The following is an 18160-nucleotide window of genomic DNA, read 5'->3' on the forward strand; positions in this document are numbered from 1 at the left end:
TTTCTTTTGATTTAAAAATTGACTAAATTTGTCAAGACTAAAACTTTCATTAAAATGAAATCATTATTAAAAAATGCGAGAGAACAGAAAGGTTTAAAAACGCGGGAATTGGCGCAGCTTGCTGGAATTGATCAAGCCTTAATCAGTAAATTTGAATCAGGAACAAGAAAACCTACCAAAGATCAAATAATTAAGCTTTCTCAGCTTTTAGAAATTGATTATGAAACCTTAATGATTGCATGGCTTAAAGAAAAGATTCTTTATGAAATTGGCGATGATGATCTTGCTTTAAAGGCGCTAAAAGTTGCAGAAGACGAAATTAGGTACAATAAAACAGTCTCAAATTTCAAGTTATCTACTTCACTAGAGAAAATTCTAAGAGAAATTGATATTTTAAAAGAAAAACTAGATTCTTATCGACAGTACGACAGTTTTAAAATAAAACAGGCTCTGGAATTAGAATATACCTTTGAAAGCAATAGAATTGAAGGAAATACCATGACGCTTCGTGAAACGGATATGGTTATCAACGAAGGTCTGACAATTTCTGGAAAAAGTATGCGCGAACATCTTGAAGCCATTAACCATCAAGAAGCTATTGGCTTTATAAAAGAGTTAATGACTAAAAACAATTCATTAAATGAACGTGATCTTTTATCCATTCATAATTTAATCTTACGTGGCATAATTCCAGAAGATGCTGGACGTTATAGAAAAGTTCAGGTTATGATTCAAGGAAGCAGTCACATGCCTCCTCAACCTTTAATGGTTCCACAAGAAATGGAAGAATATTTTACTTGGTATGAAATCAATAAAAATAAATTACATCCCATTATTCTTGCTGCTGAAATGCATGAAAAATTAGTTACAATTCATCCATTTATTGACGGAAACGGAAGAACTTCACGATTGATAATGAACTTAATACTAATGCAAAAAGGTTATCCAATAGCCAATATCAAAGGTGATTACGAAACTCGAATGCAATATTACCAGTCTTTAGAAATTGCTCAAACCAAAAAAGACAAAGAAGACTTTTTTCTCTTTATAGCCCAAAAAGAGAAAGAAAGCTTAGAAAGATATATTTCAATTCTTACGCAATAAAAAAAGCCCGTTCAAACGGGCTTTTCTTTTTAATTTTTATCTTCTAATAGAGGAACAAATCTAAATTCTCCAAACTCATGTTTTTCAAATTGAGTTTCGTTTTTCCTGATTAACAAAGTCATAATCTGAACATCTTCTCCAAGCGGAATAACCAATCTTCCTCCTATTTTCAGCTGAGCCATTAAAGGCTGTGGAATAAATGGCGCACCCGCTGTAACTATAATACTGTCAAACGGTGCAAAATTTGGCAATCCTTTATATCCATCTCCAAAAGTAACGTGTTTTGGACGAATATTTAATTTTGGAAATAAATTAGAAGTAGTTTTAAACAATTCACTTTGTCTTTCAACGGTATAGACTTTAGCTCCAAGCATAAACAAAACAGCAGTCTGATAACCAGAACCAGTTCCGATTTCTAAAACTTTGTGATCTCTTTTTACTTCTAATAACTGTGACTGAAAAGCAACTGTATATGGTTGCGAAATAGTCTGCCCAGCGCCAATAGGAAAAGCCTTATCTTGATAAGCATAATCTTCAAAACTTGAATTCAAAAAAAGGTGTCTCGGGATTTTTTTTATCGCATCCAAAACCGCTCTATCAGTAATTCCCTTTTGTTCTAAAGTCGTTACTAATTGATTGCGAAGTCCTTGATGTTTGGCAGTGTCTTTCAAAATTGGTAGGTTTTATTTTCGCAAAAATAAGAAACAAAACAGGATTTCAAATATTGATTTTTAAATAATAAATTAATACGGTCAAAAGTCGAAAGTCAAAAGTCAAAAGCCACATTCAATAATTTACAATTCGTAGTTCACGACACACAATTCGCTAAATTCATTTTCACGGTAAACAAATAAATTATATTTTTGTTTAAAATACATTCTCATGTTAAAAGTAGGAGTTTTAGGTGCTGGTCATCTTGGTAAAATACATTTACGCTTATTACAACAATCTGACAAATACGAATTAGTTGGATTTTACGACGAAAATCAAGAAAATGCCGAAAAAATCTCAAAAGAGTTTGGCTATAAAAACTTCAGCACAATTGCAAAACTCATTCACGCTGTCGACGTGATTGACATTGTAACTCCAACTCTTTCACACTACAAATGTGCTAAGGTTGCGATCAAATCTGGAAAACATATCTTTATTGAAAAACCAATTGCCAATACGGTAGAAGAAGCTGAAGAAATTATTGCTTTAGCCAAAGAATACAATGTGAAAGGACAAGTTGGTCATGTAGAGCGCTTTAATCCCGCTTTTATTGCTACAAAAAACATGATCGAAAATCCGATGTTTATAGAAACACATCGTTTGGCAGAATTTAATCCGCGTGGTACAGACGTTCCTGTGGTTTTAGATTTAATGATTCATGATATTGACGCTATTTTAAGCGTTGTTAATTCAAAAGTAAAAGATATTCACGCAAGCGGTGTATCTGTAATTAGTGATACTCCAGATATTGCCAATGCTAGAATCGAATTCGAAAATGGCTGTGTTGCCAATTTAACGGCAAGTAGAATTTCGTTGAAAAATATGCGTAAATCACGTTTCTTTCAAAAAGACGCTTATATTTCTGTTGACTTTTTAGAGAAAAAATGTGAAGTAGTCCGTATGAAAGACGCGCCAGAAGTTCCTGGGGATTTTGATATGATTTTGCAAAATGCCGAGGGAATTAAAAAACAAATCTATTTCACAAATCCTGATGTAGAGCACAACAATGCAATTTTAGATGAGTTAAATTCATTTGCAGATGCCATTAACAATGATACAACTCCAGTCGTAACACTTGAGCAGGCAACTGATGCATTGCGCGTAGCTTATCAGATTATTGATTGTTTCAATAAATAGTTTTAAAAAAGTAATCAAAATAAATAGCCACGAATTCACGAATTATTTGGTGAATTCGTGGCTAAATCATAAAAAAATATCTAGCATAAAATGAAAACAATAGCTGTAATTGGAGCAGGAACAATGGGTAACGGAATTGCTCATACCTTTGCGCAAAGCGGATTTACCGTAAAACTAATCGATGTTTCTGAAAAATCATTAGATAAAGGAATGGCAACTATTGCTGCCAACTTAGATCGTATGTTATCTAAAGGAACCATCACCCAAGAAGATGTTGCTAAAACTATTACTAACATTATTACGTATACAGACTTAAAAGACGGAGTTGTTGGCGTTGATTTAGTAGTTGAAGCAGCAACTGAAAACGTTGAGTTAAAACTGAACATCTTCAAGCAACTGAATGAATATTGCTCTCACAATACGATTTTAGCAACCAATACTTCTTCAATTTCAATCACACAAATTGGAGCTGTTGTAGCGCATCCTGAACGTGTTATCGGAATGCACTTTATGAATCCGGTACCGATTATGAAATTGGTAGAAATCATCCGCGGATACAATACAAGCGATGAAGTGACTAAAATCATCATGGATTTATCTGAAAAATTAGGTAAAGTTCCTGTAGAAGTAAACGACTATCCAGGTTTTGTGGCAAACAGAATTTTGATGCCAATGCTAAACGAAGCAATTGAAACGTTATACAATGATGTTGCAGGAGTATACGAAATTGACACGGTTATGAAATTAGGAATGGGGCATCCAATGGGACCATTGCAATTAGCAGATTTTATTGGACTTGACGTTTGTCTTGCCATTCTAAACGTAATGTACGACGGATTCAAAAATCCCAAATATGCTCCATGCCCACTTTTAGTAAACATGGTGAGAGCTGGAAAACTGGGAGTAAAATCTGGTGAAGGTTTTTATGATTACAGCGAAAGCAAAAAGGCTGAGAAAATTTCGAAGCAGTTTTTATAAAAAAGAAATATCATGTCGATTCAATCGAATTTAAATACAATTAAAGCAACTTTACCTGAACATGTAACTCTTGTTGCCGTTTCAAAAACAAAACCTGTTTCAGACTTGATGCAGGCTTATGAAGCCGGCCAGCGTATTTTTGGAGAAAACAAAATTCAGGAAATGACTGAGAAATGGGAACAAATGCCAAAAGATATTCAATGGCATATGATTGGTCATGTTCAGTCCAATAAAGTCAAATTTATGGCGCCGTATGTCACTTTGATTCACGGCGTTGACAGTTTGAAATTATTGCAGGAAATCAATAAACAAGCTTTAAAAAATAATAGAATTATAGATTGTCTCCTTCAAATTTATATTGCTGAAGAAGAATCTAAATTTGGTTTGGACGAAAACGAATTAAATGAACTTTTAACTTCTCCAGAGTTTAAAGAATTAAAAAATATTCGTATCTTAGGTTTAATGGGAATGGCAACTTTCACAGAAGACCAAAACCAGATTAAAAAAGAATTTACCCATTTAAAATCCATTTTTGATTCGATAAAAGATCTGCAAACAGAAAACTGCAGTCTGAACACGATATCAATGGGAATGTCTGGAGATTATCAATTAGCCATTGAATGCGGAAGCACAATGGTTCGCATTGGAAGCAGCATTTTTGGCGGGCGTTAATACCTGCCGTAAAGACGCACTGCAGTGCGCCTCTACAAACTGAATACTAAAAACTGAACACTGAATACTGAATTTGTACGCGATATTAGACATAGAAACCACTGGGGGACAATTTAATGAAGAGGGAATTACTGAAATCGCCATCTACAAATTTGACGGACATGAAGTAGTTGACCAATTCATCAGCCTTGTCAATCCCGAAATTCCGATTCAGCCTTTTGTAGTAAAACTGACAGGAATAAACAATGCAATGTTGCGTTCTGCTCCAAAATTCTACGAAGTTGCTAAACGAATTATAGAAATTACCACAGATTGCGTTATTGTCGCTCACAATGCTTCATTTGACTATAGAATTCTACGCACAGAATTCAGACGTTTAGGCTATGATTTTGAAGCTAAAACACTTTGTACAGTAGAATTAGCAAAAAAACTAATTCCAGAACAGCCATCTTACAGTTTAGGAAAACTAGTCCGTTCACTTGGAATTCCAATGGCCGATAGACATCGCGCCAGCGGAGATGCTATGGCAACAACCAAGCTTTTCAAAATGCTTCTAGAAAAAGACACTGAGAAAACAATCGTAAAAGATTTTATAAAACTAGAAGTCGAAAAAGGGATCTCACCAAAATTCTTGGATATTTTAAATCAAATGCCAGCTAAAACAGGCGTTTATTATATCTACAAAGAAGACGGAACTTTAATTTACATTGGCAAAAGCCAAAACATCAAAAAAAGAGTCAATCAGCATTTTACAGGAGTTACAACCAAAAGCAAACGAATTCAGGCAGAAGTTTTCACCATCACTTACGATGAAACCGGAAGCGAATTAATTGCTCTTTTAAAAGAAAGTGAAGAAATCAAGGTAAACAGACCAAGATACAATCGTGCACAGCGCAAAACCATTTTTCAATATGCCTTGTATTCTGAAAAAGATGCAAACGGCTACATCAATTTAAAACTGGAAAAAGCAGACGGACGTAAAAAAGAAATTACTTCCTACGCTTCTTTGCAGGAAGGAAAAAATGCACTTTTTAAGATTACGGCAAAATATCATTTGTGCCAAAAACTGACAGGTTTATACCAAACCAAAAAAGAATGTTTTCAGTACAAAATCAAAGAATGTGATGGCGCTTGTATTGGCGAAATTACTCCAGAAATTTACAATTTGAGAGTACAGCAATTCATCTCCGAAAATAGTTTTGAGAATAAAAGCATGGTTCTTATCGATAGAGGGAGAAATGTAAACGAACGAAGTGCAATCTTGATCGAAAACGGAATTTACAAAGGTTACGCCTATTACGATCTTAATTATCAAATCACAAATATCGATATCTTAAAAAACATTCTGGTTCCGATGCAACACAATCGCGATGTAAAGAATATTATTCAGAGCTACATCCGTAAAAGCAAATCATTAAAAATACTTCATTTTTAACAAATCTAAACTTTCATTATCTTTAAGGATATGAAAAACAATAAATCACAATACGAAATCTTTAGAGAAAAAGTCAAAATCGTTCTGTATGGCACCAATACCATATTAGGCAGAATGTTCGATTTAGTATTGCTGGGTTTAATTTTACTAAGCGTACTTTTAATAATGCTCGATACCGTTGAAGGCATAAGCGCTAAATATCACGATCAATTATTGATATGCGAATGGGTAATCACCATATTTTTTACCATAGAATATGCACTGAGAATTATCTCAATCCAAAAACCCGTTAAATATATTTTCAGCTTTTACGGAATCATCGATTTGCTGGCCGTTTTGCCTATGTATTTGTCTATCTTTTTACCTGGCGCGAGCATTCTATCAATCGTAAGAGCATTGCGTTTTCTCCGATTATTCAAAATTTTGCATATTCCGCAAATCAACCATCAATCCCTGCAATTAAAAGAAGCTATAGAGGCCAGCAAAGAAAAAATTCTGGTTTTCATTTATTTCGTCTTAATCAGCACCGTAATCATCGGCACAATAATGTATCTGGTTGAGGGTCGGGAATCAGGATTTACCAGTATTCCAATGGGAATTTACTGGACAATTGTAACCCTAACAACAGTTGGTTACGGAGACATTTCACCGCAAACTCCGTTAGGACAGTTTATAGCAGCGTTTGTAATGATTTTAGGTTACGGAATCATCGCCGTTCCAACCGGAATTGTAACTGCCGAATTTGCCAAAAGCAGTTTAAGAAACAACTCTGTAAGCGGTAAAAAAATATGCAGAAAATGCCAGTCTCAAGTTCATTTTGACAATGCCAAATATTGTTACGAATGCGGAACTGAATTGCCAAATAATTAATTTTAGAAGCTAATCCAGCTGTACATTCCAACTCCTCCTTATATTTGTAATTTTTTAAGGCATAAAAGGAGCTTCCGTTGGTCGCTCTTTTACACCAAAAAAATGCAACAAATATAAGTCCGGGGTTTCCATTTCCATCTGGGCTAAAAAATATGAAGTACCTAATTACCATTGTCGGACCAACAGCTATAGGCAAAACAGCCTTGAGTATTGCTTTGGCACAACATTTTAAATGTGAAATCGTTTCTTGCGATAGCCGTCAGTTTTTCAAAGAAATGACCATCGGAACTGCCGTTCCCAATCAGGAAGAACTAAATGCTGCCAAACATCATTTCATTCAAAACAAATCTATTTTCGAAAATTACACTGTTGGCGATTACGAAAAAGAAGCTTTAGCCAAAATTGAAAAATTATTTCAAAACAATGATTTTGCAATTCTTATTGGTGGTTCAGGATTATACGTTGATGCTATTTTAAAAGGTTTTGACGAGTTCCCAGAAATCGATCCGAAAGTTCGCGCTGAAGTAAATTCAAATTATGAAAAACTTGGAATTGAATATCTTCAAGAACAACTGAAAAATTTAGATCCAGAATATTATCAGAAAATAACAGCCGAAAATCCACAAACACTCCAGAACCCGCAACGAATGATGCGCTTTGTAGAAGTTTGCATTGGCTCTCAAAAACCATATTCTTCATTTTTGAATCTGAAGAAAAACAAAAGGAACTTTACTCCTATTTTAGTTGGTTTAGATGCGGATAGAGAGATAATTTACAATAGAATAAATCAGCGTGTCGATATTATGATGGATACGGGATTGCTGGAAGAAGCCAAATCACTTTATCCTAACAAAGAGTTAAATGCTTTACAAACGGTCGGTTATCGAGAATTATTTAGTTATTTTGACGGAGAATTCACTTTGCCTTTCGCAATTGAAGAAATAAAAAAGAACACACGAAGATTTTCCAAAAGGCAGTTAACATGGTTCAAACGAAACGAAAACACAAAATGGTTCGACTACGCAACAGATAGAAAAGAAATTATTAATTACATAAAGAATCTTCTAAAGTAAAATCCAATCTTTTTTCTATAATCTTTACTCTTTTCTCTAAAAAAATAAAAAATGCCTATATCACCAAATTTCACATCAGTTCTAAGCAAAGACTGGGAAATTAATTTCACGCAGTGCACACCAAACGGCTATTTAAAATATACCGATTTATGCAATCTTTTACAACTTACAGCTGCTGCACATTCTGAAGTTGGCGGAATCAGCTTTACAGATATGCAGGAATTTGACCAAGCATGGGTTTTAAGTCGCATGCGTGTTGAAATTACTGCTTTACCGAAATGGCAAGATATTGTAACGGTAAAAACTTGGATTAATAGTCTTGAAAATTCACGTTCTGTTCGTGCGCTTGAGATGTATGTAAACGGAAAAAAGATTGTTGGAAGCGAAACTTATTGGGCTGTTTTTAATACAAAAGCCCGCCGTCCAGAAGCTTTGGCACTTCCTTTTGAACATTTCGAATTGTTTCCTGAAAAAAGAGCCACAGAAGAAGGTTTTTCAAAAATAAACATTAATCACGAAAAAGAAGCTGTTTTCGAAAAAACAGTCTATTTATCAGATTTAGACATTGTAAATCACGTAAATAATGTAAAATATTTAGAATGGTGCCTTGATCATGTTGATCCAAAAAGAATCATGAAACAAGAAGTAAAAAGTTTCGAGATGAATTTCATGAAAGAACTTTCATTACAAGATAATGTTGTAATTCACGAAAGTGAGGATGATGATCATACAACAGCAACTTTCAGCATTACAAAAGGCGAAAAAACTTGTTTTGCTTTAGAATTAAATTGGAAATAAATCTTGACAGGCAACTGTCCCGCAAGGTTTTCAAAACCTTGTAGGTATTTCACTGTAGTTAAAAATGGTAGATTCTAAATAACAAACCTACAAGGTTTTGAAAACCTTGCGGGAAATTGTACTAAATAAAAAAAGATGCAAATTGCATCTTTTTTTTTACGAAAATCATTTCGATTTCTTTTTAGAACCTTTCTTAGACTTCGTCTCTTTTTCCTTTTTTAGCAAATCCATTTTACCTTTAATTCTTTTCTCAACTTCACTAATTCCTGAATCATAGTCATGTTGAATAGAATATAATTTTGCTTGCTTAATTTCTTTTAAAGCCTCTCTAAATTTATGCTGCACTTCTAACAAAATTGCTTTCTTAATATAAATCTCCGATTTATTGATTCCTTTCACTGTCAAAGCAAAATCAATTAATTTCTGTGCTTCTTCATAATCTTCGTTTAAAATCAACGTTTTTAAATAATACGGATATACTTCAAGAGCATGAATATTAATCGCTAAAGCTTGCTGAAAATAAGATTTCGCTTCTTCATAATTCATTAATTGCTCTGCCTGAATTCTTCCGTACAAACACAACACCATCGTGTTTTTATCATCATAAGAAAAAGCATAATCTAAAGATTCAATTGTTCCTTCCAACCAAAACGGATAATTATCCAAGGCTTGAAAAAGGTATTTATCAGTTGTTTTCATTTCTTAGGTCATTTTTTAATTTCTGACGAGTTTCTTTGTAGCTTTTCTCTACTTTATTCTTTTTAAAATCACTTCCAGTAAAAACTCTCACCAGATTTCCGCGCTCCACATTAAGCTGATTTTCCCATTGTTTCCCTACGTGATTTTTAAGCTGAAGCAATTTCTCGTCTTCAAGTTTTTTAATTAATCTTTCTGTTGCCAATTTCTTGTTTTGGTGCTGAGAACGGCTGTCCATCGCGACAACGGCAATTCCTGTTGGAATATGAGTTGCTCGAATAGCAGAACTAACTTTATTCACATGCTGCCCTCCTGCTCCCGAGCTTCGCATTGCCTGGTATTGAATATCGTTTTCAGAAAACGAGTTATTTCTCTGCTGTTCGATTTCAAAGATTCCAATAAACCAGTTTTTACGTTTGTGCATTTTCCTAAACTGACTCTGACCAATCCATTGAACCGTTCCTATCCAAGAATTCACAAATTGATCTGCATTTTTTCCTTTTATAGCGATCGATGCTGTTTCCACAGTTCCATTTTCAGTTCCCGCTTCTCTTTGCAGTAAAACTGTTTCCAGTTGGTGTTCTTGTGCTTCTTCCAAAACTTTTTTAAGCACTTGGGCAACAACCCAAGTGCATTCTGCAGGTCCGCGACCCGCTGTTATCTGAATTATTCTTTCCATTTCAAATCTTTTTTAGCGGTCCATTCTAACAATCTTTGGCGTAAATGTTCCCAAAACTTCAACCAAATCGGTTTGGTTTGCCATTACTTTTTTAATGTCTTTGTATGCCATTGGAGCCTCGTCAATATTACCGCCAATTAAAGTCACAGCATGTTTCTTCAATTCTTTGTTAATCTGACTTTGTGTAAAACTGCTTTTACATTTCGCTCTCGAAAATAAACGTCCAGCACCATGCGAGGCTGAGTTTAAACTGTCCGCATTTCCTTTTCCTTTCACAATAAAACCTGGCGCTGTCATCGAACCTGGAATAATTCCCAATTGCCCTTCACCTGCAGGTGTTGCTCCTTTTCTATGCACTATACATTCCTGACCGTTTACAGTTTCTTTCCAAGCAAAATTGTGATGGTTTTCTATAGTTACCACTACTCTTTTCCCAATCGCTTTGCCAATTCTTCGATGAATATCATCGTGACAAGCTTTGGCATATTCTCCTGCTAAATTCATTGCCAACCAGTATTCTTGGCCATCGTGCGTATTTAAATCCAGCCAAGCCAAATGCTGCACATTTTTCGGTAACGGACATTGTTTTGTTGCCAAATAAGTATAATGCTTCGCAATATTTGCGCCCAATCCGCGGGAACCGCTATGCGAGAGAACAGCAAAATATTCTCCTTTTTCTAATTTCCATTCGTTTTCTGGATTATCAATTTTAGCTATTCCAAATTCTACAAAATGATTTCCTCCGCCCGAGCTTCCCAATTGCTTATACGCCTTTGGCAAAAGATTCTTTAACAACGGAATATCCTGAAATTCGCTCTTATGAAAAACTTCATGATCCACTCTTGACGATTGTACTTCGTTCATTCCGAACTTGGTATTATCTCTTAAAATCGCTTCCAATTGATGTTCTCTTCCCTTGAAATGAGAAGCTGGCAAATCAAAAATAGAAAGACTCATTCTGCAACCAATATCAACACCAACACCATAAGGAATAACCGCATTATCAGTCGCCAGCACTCCTCCAATTGGTAATCCGTATCCCGAATGCGCATCTGGCATTAAAGCTCCCGCAACTGAAATTGGTAGTTTTAACGAATCATACAATTGAAATTTTGCTTGCTCATCGATTTCATTTTCTCCAAAAATTTTAAAAGGCGCTCTAGTATTTTTAAGCTGATGCATTCTTATCTGGACTGGCTTAATTAAACCTTCGGCAACTTTTCCCCAAGTTCCGTTTCCTTCATATTTTTCAGGATTTAAAAGCACATCTTTTGCTTCTGTTAGAATAGATTCCTTTTTTTCTCTTTTTCTATATCTATTTATCTGCCCTAAGGCAATGTTTATTGAATTGTTCTTTGGAAAACCTAATTTAATCAGGTCTTTTCCAGATAATTTATTTCCCATGATTTTCTATCATTTCATCTGCGTATTGTTGATACAAAGTGTGCAGACTTTTATTTTTAATTGGACTTATCTCTTTTGGATTTTCTTTTTCGTAATAACTCCATTTACGAGAACTGCCGTGTATTAATCTGTTTGTTTTTTCTCTAAGATTACAATTAACAATATAATTGTCAATAAGTTGAATTTCGCTTTCTAAATCTGAATCAACCATTTTTGTATGTGTTATCATATATGGGCTCACGCGAAGCACATATCTCCAAGGCTCGTTAAATACATAATGAATTTTGTATCGTTTGCAATTGCTGCACCAACGTTCCCTTTTATAAAAATGTGCTTTTTCTTTTTCGGTCAATTCTAATTTTGAACTTCTCCATTCCCATTCTGAAAACTCTTTTACAGTTTGGATTTTTTCAACATAAACATGTTTTCTCTTTCTTTTTTTCTTTCTCTTAAAAGATTTTTCAGGAGAAAATTGCCATGTGTTTATTTTTTCCAATAATTCTCTGTAAAATGGGGCTTCACTTGATCTGGTAACATCATCTCTTAATTTAAAATTGCGCTGCCAGCCTTTTTGGTAAGGAATTTCTAAAGGAACTAATGGTAAGTTTCTTCTTTTTTTCCAAAGTTCAACTTCAAGCTTTCTTAACTGAATTAATTGTTTTTCAAAATCTTCTTTTACTACTCTTTTCTTTCTTCTTTTACTTTTAAAACGAGCACATAAAGCATACTCGTCTACCGTATAATTTTCCATAAAAAAATTATCGTGCATTAAATTAACAGCCATGAAGGCCAAACTATTTATCCTGACGGATAAATTCTAAAAATCGATTTTCGGGAAAATTTTGAAGAGTCTAGAATAAAAAAAAGCCCGAAACTTATTGTCTTCGGGCTTTTTTATATATTTAAAAGTATATTTCTAAGATTGAAATAAGCCACGAAGAATTGCTTCACCAAATACATTTGGTGTAAAGCTCTGAGATGTCAATGTAAGTACAAACATTTTTTCTTCGTTTTTAAAGGGTTATTATTTTTTTCGTGTGCAAATATTCATAATACTTTTTTGATTTTCCAAATTTATTTAAAGAAAATTCTTCAAAATAAATTTCAACAATACTTTCTATACTTCCAAGAAGAATACTATTGCTCTAAAAATCAATAAATTAAAACAAAATTTATATTATAAAAATAAGCCAAAATATTCTAGCTTTATACACAAAAAAAGCCCTGATTTCTCAGAGCTTATATATTTTTTGCTGAATGAATTATTCAGAAACTTTGCTTTTTATTACTAATCTGAAACCTTCTCCGTGAATGTTTAAGATTTCAACATCTTCATCTGCTTTTAAATATTTTCTCAATTTAGCGATGTAAACGTCCATACTTCTTGAAGTAAAGTAGTTGTCATCTCTCCAGATTTTAGTCAAAGCTAATTCCCTTGGCATTAAATCATTTTCATGAAGAATAAGCATTTTTAACAACTCATTTTCTTTTGGAGACAATTTGATTGGCTCTTCATCTTGGAAAGTAAGGAATCTCAATTTTGAATTTAAGTGGAATTTACCAATATTAAATTCAAATTGCACTTGTTCTGCTTTTGTATCAGCTGATTTTCTTTGAATGATTGCTTTAATTTTCATTAAAAGAACTTCTGAATCAAAAGGTTTATTTAAATAGTCGTCGGCACCAGCTTTGTATCCTTTTAACACATCTTCTTTCATAGATTTTGCTGTTAAAAAGATAATTGGCACTTCACTGTTCTTCTCTCTAATTTCTTTGGCTAAAGTGTAACCATCTTTATAAGGCATCATTACATCAAGAATACATAAATCATATACATCCTTCTTGAATTTCTCGAAACCTTCCATACCGTTTTTAGCTAAAGTAACTTCAAAGTCATTTAACATTAGATAATCTTTAAGAACCGCCCCAAAATTTAGGTCATCTTCTACTAAAAGTATTCTTTTGTTAGTATTTTCCATATTTTAATTTATTAATGGTATTTTTATTATAAAGGTGCTACCTTTTCCTTTTTCGCTTTCTACATATACTTGACCGTTGTGATCCTCTACTATTCTTTTTACGTAAGCAAGCCCCAAACCATGTCCTTTTACATTATGAAGATCACCTGTATGCTCTCTGTAAAATTTCTCAAATACTCGTTTTTGAGCTATCTTACTCATTCCTACTCCATGATCTCGCACTTTAATCAGAATCATATCTTTAATGTTTTCAGTAAAGATTTCAATCTCTGGCGCATCTGGCGAATATTTAATAGCATTTTCTAAAATATTAACCAATACGTTTGTAAAGTGAACTTCGTTTATCAAACAAGTTGTTCTTGCTGCATTATAATGCCTTACTACGCTACCTTTTCTATCTTCTAAAATAAGATTCACATGCTCAATAGCATCGTCAATTATATCTGTTATCACAGTTGGCTCTTTGGTTATATCAAGTTCTCTTTTTTCTAATTTTGAAATACGGAGAACGTTCTCAACCTGAGCGTGCATTCTTTTATTTTCGTCTCGAATCATTTGAAGATAACGATAAACTTTTTCTTTATCTTCAATAACTTTCGGGCTTCTAATAGCATCTAATGCAAGATTTATAGTTGCAATTGGAGTTTTAAATTCATGCGTCATGTTATTTATAAAATCTGTTTTGATTTCAGAAATATGCTTCTGACGCAATAATTGATTTAACGCACTTGTGTATGCAACTATTATAATCAATGTAAAAACTATTGATAAAATAGTAATACTTAATAATTCAGATAATAAGAATTTCTTTTTGTGCGGGAAAGTAACTGATAATTCATACCTGCTATTTCCTTCATTATCTGTATAAATTGGAATATTATAAGTAGATTCTTTATCAAAATGAAATCCATCGGATTTAATTTTTGTTGGAACACCACTACTGTATATTCCGAATTCAAATTTGGTCTTTACACCATATTCTTCGAGCTCTTTTTTCAATAATTTATAAAGCTTGTCTTTTGTAATTCTCCCTTCAATTGGAGTCAAAGAGGCAATATCTTTATATTGAATCTGTTGCTGAACTTTATTTAAAATATCTAAACTTCCTGATTTTTCACTTCTAAGATCAGGAATAATGCTCTGTCCTAAGCCATTGTTATCAATCCCTGCGTTGTTATTATAAACTTCTGTTACTCTTTTTGAACTAAAATTTTTAAAACGTTCACTACTGAATTTTTTGTTAAAAACAGAACCATTGATATCGTAATCTTCAGATGTCAATGTATTTGAATAAACGATTGTTTTATTCGTTTTTGTATTTCTCTGTACGTAAAGTACTTCTAATAAATCTTCTTTTTTTGGAATTTTACCCGTACTGTCTTTAATACGGTTATATTTGTCGTAGAAACTGTACTCTTCTTGCTGTTCCAGTTTATCTGCAACATTTCCAATTACTTGAGTAACGTGGTATTTAAATTGCTCTTCATTATTCTTGAACGAAGAATTGAACCAAAACACTTGCACCAGAATTATCCCTATCAAAGACAGACTCATCAGTAAAACAAGTATTCTAAAAAATAATTTATTCATCGAAACAAAATTAATATTTTAACAATATACTAAATAATACATTAACCAAATATTAACATTTAAGACTGTTTTTGTTTTATATTTAAAATTTTAAGAATTTTAACAACTTCTTCTTTAGCATTTTTAAGATTATTGTTATTAATCACGAAATTGCTCTTAGAAATTCGTTTTTCATCATTCCACTGCATTTTCATTCTACTTAAAACTTGTTCTCTCGTAGTTTTATCTCGCTTTATAACCCTGTCAATCCTCACTTCTTCCAGAGCAGTAACAGTTATAATTACGTCGCATTCCTTATATCGGCCACTTTCAAACAAAATAGCGGCTTCATAAATCACATAGTCATAATTTTCATGCTTTTCAAGCCAATCTTCAAAATCTAACTTTACTGCTGGATGGACAATTGCATTCAATTTCGCCAATTGTTCTTTATCATTAAAAACTACCTGCGCTAACTTGGCGCGATCTAAAACTTCTCCATCAAAAACATTGCCACCAAAAGAAGATTTCACTTCTGCAAGAATATTTTTTGACTGCATTACTCTTTTAGCACCGTCATCAGCGATATAAACAGGAACGCCCATCTCTTCAAAATAGTTTGCAACAGTAGTTTTTCCGCTGCCAATTCCTCCTGTAAGACCAATAACTTTTGTCATTCTTATAATTTAAAAAACATACGCGGAAAAGCTTCCTGCGGTTTTTTCTTTAACAAAATCACCTTTACATATGATTTTAAAAATCCTGTTCCATAACCATAAAACTGCTTCCACACCGCTATTACAGATAGATATCCAATTTTGATACTTTTATTTTGAATACTAGCTGTAAGAAAAATTATAACGAAATATACGAAATATAATTGTAATAAAATATCGATATTGAAAATTAACAATAAAAAAGCTAATAATAATCCAAGTATAAATAAAGTCGGAAAGAAAAAAGTTAACTTATTATGTTCCGGATACCAGCTATTCAAAATTGGACGAGCAATTCCAAATTTATTCACCTGAATAGAGAATTTTTCCCAATCGATTCTTCTCTTATGATACACGTAAGCCTCTTTAAAAAGTCTTGTTTCAAATCCAAGATTCCATAAACGGATAGATAAATCAGGATCTTCTCCAGGATGGATGTTTCCAAAACCTTTTGAAGCTTCAAAAGCTTTTTTAGAAATCCCCATATTAAAACTACGTGGCTGAAATTTGTTGATCTTCTCGGAGCCTCCTCTAATTCCGCCAGTCGTTAAGAAAGAAGTCATGGCAAAATTGATTGCTTTTTGAATATCCGAAAAGCTGTCCAATGCTTTATCTGGCCCTCCAAAACAGTCCACATAATTTGCATCTAACTCTTTACGCACTTCTGTCAAATATTGCGATGGAATGATACAATCTGAATCAAAAATGATAAAATAATCACCTCTGGCTCTCTGCATTCCAAAATTTCTAGAATCTCCTGGACCTGAGTTTTCTTTAAAATAATATGAAATATTTAATTTTCCTTGATAATTCATCACCACATCTCGACATGGAACTGAAGATCCATCTTCGACAAGAACAATTTCAAAAGCTTCATTATAATCAGATTTTGAGAGACTTTCCAAAAGCTCATCAACTTCATCTGGACGATTATACACGGGTATAATTAAAGAAAAAATCATAGCAGAATGCGCGTTATTAAAGGGTATATTTTTAGTGTTGTAAAATTTTAACAAAGATATGGTATATTCACAAAAAAACCATCAACTTTTGGCTGATGGTTTTTCGATTTACTATGTAAACTAGTATTATTTGATACTTTCAATCTCAACAACTTCGTTAGTGTCTGCGTTGTAATCAACACCAGGAACTTCAAATCCGAATAAGTTTAAGAAATCATTTCTGTATCCTGCTAAATCACCGATTTCAGGTAATGTTTCTGTTGTAGCTTCTAACCAAAGTTTAGCCACTTTTTCTTGAACATCTTCGCGCATTTCCCAATCATCAATTCTGATTCTTCCTTTTTCATCAACAGGAACTTCAGAACCATTGTATAATCTGTCTTGGAATAAACGCTGGATTTGTTCGATACATCCTTCGTGAATTCCTTCTTCTTTCATGATTTTATATAAAAGAGAAATGTATAATGGAATTACTGGAATTGCAGAACTTGCTTGTGTAACTAATGCTTTATTTACAGAAACATATGCTTTACCTCCAATAGATTTTAAAGAATCACCGATAGTAAATGCAGTAGCCTCTAAATGATCTTTTGCACGACCGATTGTTCCTTTACGGTAAACCGCTTCAGTCAATGCTGGCCCGATATAAGAATAAGCAACTGTTGTAGCTCCTTCAGCCAATAAATTTTCAGCTTTTAAAGCGTCAATCCACATTGCCCAGTCTTCACCTCCCATAACAGCAACTGTGTTTTCAATATCTTCCTCATTTGCAGGAGTGATTGAAACATCAGAAACTTTTCCTGTATGGAAATCAACTGTTTTGTTTGTAAACGTTTGCCCAATTGGTTTTAAAACTGAACGGTGTGTAACACCTGTATTTGGATTTGTACGTACTGGAGAAGCTAAACTATAAATTATAAGATCTACTTGTCCTAAATCTGCTTTAATTAAATCTAAAGTTTCTCTCTTAATTTCGTTTGAAAATGCATCTCCGTTAATGCTTTTTGCATATAAACCTGCTTTATGAGCCTCTTTTTCGAATGCCGCAGAATTATACCAACCTGGAGAAGCTGTTTTTCCTTCAACTGGCGGTTTTTCAAAAAATACTCCAATTGTCGCTGCACCAGAACCAAAAGCACTAGTGATTCTTGAAGCTAATCCGAAACCTGTAGAAGCACCAATTACTAAAACTTTTTTAGCACCGGCAATTTGTCCTTTAGATTTCACGTATTCGATTTGATTTTTTACATTTTGCTCAGCTCCCGTTGGGTGGGCAGTCAAACAAATAAATCCTCTCATTCTAGGTTCTATAATCATACTTGTTTTATTTATTCGTTAATAAGCTATTTATTAAGTAAATGAGCGCTTATTACCGTT

At 33.4% G+C, this 18160-nt stretch carries 18 protein-coding genes; 8 read left to right on the forward strand and 10 right to left on the reverse strand.

Translation table 11 applies throughout. The features are described from left to right. The first annotated feature begins 54 nt into the window (after nt 1-54). On the forward strand, nt 55-1104 hold the full coding sequence (locus RB618_RS07935) for a Fic family protein (protein ID WP_308068261.1): 1050 nt from the start codon (nt 55-57) through the stop codon (nt 1102-1104). A 29-nt stretch (nt 1105-1133) separates the two neighbouring features. Here the strand turns inward: RB618_RS07935 and RB618_RS07940 are convergent, their stop codons facing one another. Further along, nucleotides 1134-1775 (reverse strand): protein-L-isoaspartate(D-aspartate) O-methyltransferase, encoded by a 642-nt coding sequence (locus RB618_RS07940; RefSeq protein ID WP_260669649.1) that lies wholly within the window; start codon nt 1773-1775, stop codon nt 1134-1136. 211 nt (nt 1776-1986) lie between these two features. Here RB618_RS07940 and RB618_RS07945 point away from each other — a divergent pair, with 211 nt between their 5' ends. The 7 genes from RB618_RS07945 to RB618_RS07975 all read left to right on the forward strand — a co-directional run bounded on the left by RB618_RS07945 (nt 1987) and on the right by RB618_RS07975 (nt 8778). Then, nucleotides 1987-2952, forward strand: a complete 966-nt coding sequence (locus tag RB618_RS07945) for a Gfo/Idh/MocA family oxidoreductase (RefSeq protein WP_308068262.1) — start codon at nt 1987-1989, stop codon at nt 2950-2952. A 90-nt stretch (nt 2953-3042) separates the two neighbouring features. Next, entirely contained in the window at nt 3043-3930 is an 888-nt protein-coding gene (locus RB618_RS07950) for a 3-hydroxyacyl-CoA dehydrogenase NAD-binding domain-containing protein (protein WP_308068263.1), read from the forward strand. Between the two features lie 12 nt (nt 3931-3942). Beyond that, a complete protein-coding gene (locus RB618_RS07955; protein ID WP_308068264.1) occupies nt 3943-4602 on the forward strand; it encodes a YggS family pyridoxal phosphate-dependent enzyme in 660 nt (219 codons plus the stop codon). A 73-nt stretch (nt 4603-4675) separates the two neighbouring features. Beyond that, entirely contained in the window at nt 4676-6037 is a 1362-nt protein-coding gene (locus tag RB618_RS07960) for an exonuclease domain-containing protein (RefSeq protein ID WP_308068265.1), read from the forward strand. A gap of 30 nt (nt 6038-6067) precedes the next feature. Further along, nucleotides 6068-6907: an ion transporter gene (locus RB618_RS07965; protein ID WP_308068266.1), complete on the forward strand. Its 840-nt coding sequence runs from the start codon at nt 6068-6070 to the stop codon at nt 6905-6907. Between the two features lie 152 nt (nt 6908-7059). After that, nucleotides 7060-7980 (forward strand): tRNA (adenosine(37)-N6)-dimethylallyltransferase MiaA, encoded by a 921-nt coding sequence (miaA, locus tag RB618_RS07970; RefSeq protein WP_308068267.1) that lies wholly within the window; start codon nt 7060-7062, stop codon nt 7978-7980. Nucleotides 7981-8031: 51 nt separating this feature from the next. Further along, nucleotides 8032-8778, forward strand: coding sequence for an acyl-ACP thioesterase domain-containing protein (locus RB618_RS07975; RefSeq protein WP_308068268.1), 747 nt, complete (start codon nt 8032-8034; stop codon nt 8776-8778). A gap of 165 nt (nt 8779-8943) precedes the next feature. Here RB618_RS07975 and RB618_RS07980 read toward each other — a convergent pair whose 3' ends face one another. The 9 genes from RB618_RS07980 to fabV all read right to left on the reverse strand — a co-directional run bounded on the left by RB618_RS07980 (nt 8944) and on the right by fabV (nt 18100). Further along, entirely contained in the window at nt 8944-9477 is a 534-nt protein-coding gene (locus RB618_RS07980) for a hypothetical protein (protein WP_308068269.1), read from the reverse strand. Beyond that, entirely contained in the window at nt 9464-10153 is a 690-nt protein-coding gene (gene prfH / locus RB618_RS07985) for a peptide chain release factor H (protein WP_308068270.1), read from the reverse strand. Before prfH ends, RB618_RS07980 begins: the two co-directional genes overlap by 14 nt. Before the next feature lie 12 nt (nt 10154-10165). Next, nucleotides 10166-11557 carry an RtcB family protein gene (locus RB618_RS07990; protein WP_308068271.1) on the reverse strand — a complete coding sequence of 464 codons (1392 nt, stop codon included), beginning with the start codon at nt 11555-11557 and terminating at the stop codon, nt 10166-10168. Continuing rightward, entirely contained in the window at nt 11547-12341 is a 795-nt protein-coding gene (locus RB618_RS07995) for a hypothetical protein (protein WP_308068272.1), read from the reverse strand. Before RB618_RS07995 ends, RB618_RS07990 begins: the two co-directional genes overlap by 11 nt. 478 nt (nt 12342-12819) lie before the next feature. Further along, the gene (locus RB618_RS08000) at nt 12820-13536 is read right to left on the reverse strand and encodes a response regulator transcription factor (RefSeq protein ID WP_095927693.1); all 717 of its coding nucleotides are present in this window, start codon (nt 13534-13536) and stop codon (nt 12820-12822) included. A gap of 3 nt (nt 13537-13539) precedes the next feature. Next, nucleotides 13540-15126 (reverse strand): HAMP domain-containing sensor histidine kinase, encoded by a 1587-nt coding sequence (locus tag RB618_RS08005; protein ID WP_308068273.1) that lies wholly within the window; start codon nt 15124-15126, stop codon nt 13540-13542. Between the two features lie 59 nt (nt 15127-15185). After that, on the reverse strand, nt 15186-15782 hold the full coding sequence (gene coaE, locus RB618_RS08010; RefSeq protein ID WP_308068274.1) for a dephospho-CoA kinase: 597 nt from the start codon (nt 15780-15782) through the stop codon (nt 15186-15188). A gap of 2 nt (nt 15783-15784) precedes the next feature. Next, entirely contained in the window at nt 15785-16783 is a 999-nt protein-coding gene (locus RB618_RS08015) for a glycosyltransferase (RefSeq protein ID WP_308068276.1), read from the reverse strand. Between the two features lie 126 nt (nt 16784-16909). Next, the gene (gene fabV / locus RB618_RS08020) at nt 16910-18100 is read right to left on the reverse strand and encodes an enoyl-ACP reductase FabV (RefSeq protein ID WP_308068278.1); all 1191 of its coding nucleotides are present in this window, start codon (nt 18098-18100) and stop codon (nt 16910-16912) included. Nucleotides 18101-18160 lie beyond the last annotated feature (60 nt).

Origin of the sequence: Flavobacterium sp. LHD-85 (assembly GCF_030929595.1) — a bacterium.
Lineage (GTDB): Bacteria > Bacteroidota > Bacteroidia > Flavobacteriales > Flavobacteriaceae > Flavobacterium.

Coding starts and splice junctions, on each gene's coding strand:
- RB618_RS07935 (WP_308068261.1), top strand. CDS start 55: ATGAAATCATTATTAAAAAATGCGAGAGAACAGAAAGGTTTAAAAACG.
- RB618_RS07945 (WP_308068262.1), top strand. CDS start 1,987: ATGTTAAAAGTAGGAGTTTTAGGTGCTGGTCATCTTGGTAAAATACAT.
- RB618_RS07950 (WP_308068263.1), top strand. CDS start 3,043: ATGAAAACAATAGCTGTAATTGGAGCAGGAACAATGGGTAACGGAATT.
- RB618_RS07955 (WP_308068264.1), top strand. CDS start 3,943: ATGTCGATTCAATCGAATTTAAATACAATTAAAGCAACTTTACCTGAA.
- RB618_RS07965 (WP_308068266.1), top strand. CDS start 6,068: ATGAAAAACAATAAATCACAATACGAAATCTTTAGAGAAAAAGTCAAA.
- miaA (WP_308068267.1), top strand. CDS start 7,060: ATGAAGTACCTAATTACCATTGTCGGACCAACAGCTATAGGCAAAACA.
- RB618_RS07975 (WP_308068268.1), top strand. CDS start 8,032: ATGCCTATATCACCAAATTTCACATCAGTTCTAAGCAAAGACTGGGAA.
- RB618_RS07980 (WP_308068269.1), bottom strand. CDS start 9,477: ATGAAAACAACTGATAAATACCTTTTTCAAGCCTTGGATAATTATCCG.
- prfH (WP_308068270.1), bottom strand. CDS start 10,153: ATGGAAAGAATAATTCAGATAACAGCGGGTCGCGGACCTGCAGAATGC.
- RB618_RS07990 (WP_308068271.1), bottom strand. CDS start 11,557: ATGGGAAATAAATTATCTGGAAAAGACCTGATTAAATTAGGTTTTCCA.
- RB618_RS07995 (WP_308068272.1), bottom strand. CDS start 12,341: ATGGCTGTTAATTTAATGCACGATAATTTTTTTATGGAAAATTATACG.
- RB618_RS08000 (WP_095927693.1), bottom strand. CDS start 13,536: ATGGAAAATACTAACAAAAGAATACTTTTAGTAGAAGATGACCTAAAT.
- RB618_RS08005 (WP_308068273.1), bottom strand. CDS start 15,126: ATGAATAAATTATTTTTTAGAATACTTGTTTTACTGATGAGTCTGTCT.
- coaE (WP_308068274.1), bottom strand. CDS start 15,782: ATGACAAAAGTTATTGGTCTTACAGGAGGAATTGGCAGCGGAAAAACT.
- RB618_RS08015 (WP_308068276.1), bottom strand. CDS start 16,783: ATGATTTTTTCTTTAATTATACCCGTGTATAATCGTCCAGATGAAGTT.
- fabV (WP_308068278.1), bottom strand. CDS start 18,100: ATGATTATAGAACCTAGAATGAGAGGATTTATTTGTTTGACTGCCCAC.